This is a genomic window from Desulfovirgula thermocuniculi DSM 16036 (genome assembly GCF_000429345.1).
GTDB lineage: Bacteria > Bacillota > Desulfotomaculia > Desulfotomaculales > Desulfovirgulaceae > Desulfovirgula > Desulfovirgula thermocuniculi.
This window is the reverse complement of record NZ_AUBR01000125.1, coordinates 1-1498: the sequence shown is the minus strand read 5'-3', so window position 1 is coordinate 1498 and position 1498 is coordinate 1. Positions and strand designations below refer to the sequence as shown.

General features: G+C 58.5%; 2 protein-coding genes. Both read left to right on the top strand.

Annotated elements, in window-relative coordinates; translation table 11 throughout:
- A partial coding sequence (locus G454_RS22955) for an SEC-C metal-binding domain-containing protein (protein ID WP_211230129.1) occupies window positions 1–66 on the top strand: 66 nt, incomplete at its 5' end.
- Window positions 67–288: 222 nt separating this feature from the next.
- The coding region (locus tag G454_RS19750) for a hypothetical protein (protein WP_035108133.1) at window positions 289–1498 on the top strand (1210 nt) is incomplete at its 3' end.

Here is a 1498-nt window from a genome sequence, read left to right as displayed (position 1 = left end):
AACGCCCCCTGCCCCTGCGGGAGCGGGTTGAAGTACAAGAAGTGTTGCGGGAAGCTGGAAGGCTAGCCTTCCAGCTTCCCGTTTTTTTTAAGAGCGTTCTTTTTTCCCCGCCCTGCGGGGCAAGAGTTGTGTTTCCCCTGGCAACAAGCCAGGGCAAGGTAAAAAGTTTTCTCCCCGCCAGGGGACGAGAAGGGGCTTCCCTGGCAAGCCCGCCTGCCTCAAAAAAAAAACTTTCGGAAAGGAGGCGCGAGAAGTGGCGGGCGGCCAGGGCGCCCGCCGCGTGGAGAGATGTGGAGCAGGTGTATTGTCTGCGGAAAGCTCAAAAAGGATGGGGAACTTGCAACCATTACCCTGTACGGCCGCAGGGCCGAGGCATGCGCTACGTGTGCAGGGGAGGCAGGCCTCTCCGGGCCTGAACACTTCTCCGAACGTCCGGAACTCGTCAAGGGTTTGGCAAAGCACTGGAAAAAAGGCAGGAAAGAGAGATGTCTGGCCAGGCTCGAAGCGCTTAGGGACGGCCTCTTCCCGGAACCGGAGCAGGTCCGGGAGTGGGCCACTCTGGCGAAAACGGACTTCGAGAGTTTCAGGGCGAGGCTTTCCGGCCTCCCGTTCCTGGCGGACAAGCTCTCGATCCTGATGGACGCGTGCGGCTTGAACGGCTTCGACGCCTGCGCCGTGCTTCTCGGATGGCAGAAGAGTTTCGACGAACCCGTTGTCATGTACAAAGAGAGGATCATCAAAGCAATACAGTTCCTTATCAGCCACGGCTTTCCTGAAGAAATGGCAAAGGGCATGACAACCAATTCCTTAAAATGCTTCGCCCCGCTCTACCGGAGAGTTGTAGAGTGGGAGGAGGTAAAGAGGAAAGAAAAGGAAGAAGCCGCACGCCGTCGGGAAGAGGAAGAAAAGAGGCGGACCGAAAAGATCTCCCGGCTGGGAGCGATCCTGGAAGAAATCCCTGGTTGGGCGTCAGAAGCAACCGAACTCCTCTTCAGAGATCTGGAAGCAAAAGCCTCGTGCAGGCCCCGCACCAAGGGGGAGGCGGAGGTAGCGCTACGGGCTTCGCGGCTCCTAAGCGTGCTAGAAGACCCAAACTCCACCCGCGGAGACTTGTTAAAAGCCTTGGCCGCCTACGCCGGAAAGAGGGAAAAAAATCTGCCGGAGTGGGCGACAAAGGTGGCCCAACTAGGGTACAAAGTGTTCGTGGGGCCGGAAGTCCGCAGGGAGTTTGAGAGAAAGGCCAGGGAGCGCGAGGCGCAGGCGAAATTCCTCGGCGAGTTGGCCGCAGAAAAGGAATTCGTCAAGGCTTTGCGCCACCGCCTCGACGCCCTCGGCGTGACCGAACCCTTGACTTCGGACAGGTACGAAAAGTTCCGCAGGATGTTGCCGGAAAGGTTGGCAGAACTCTTCAGGCTCAAGCATCGGTACCACCTCTTCGGCTGGAGCAACTCCGAACCGCCGTGGGCGCGCGAAACCCCCGATGAAATTGTCCTCGCAA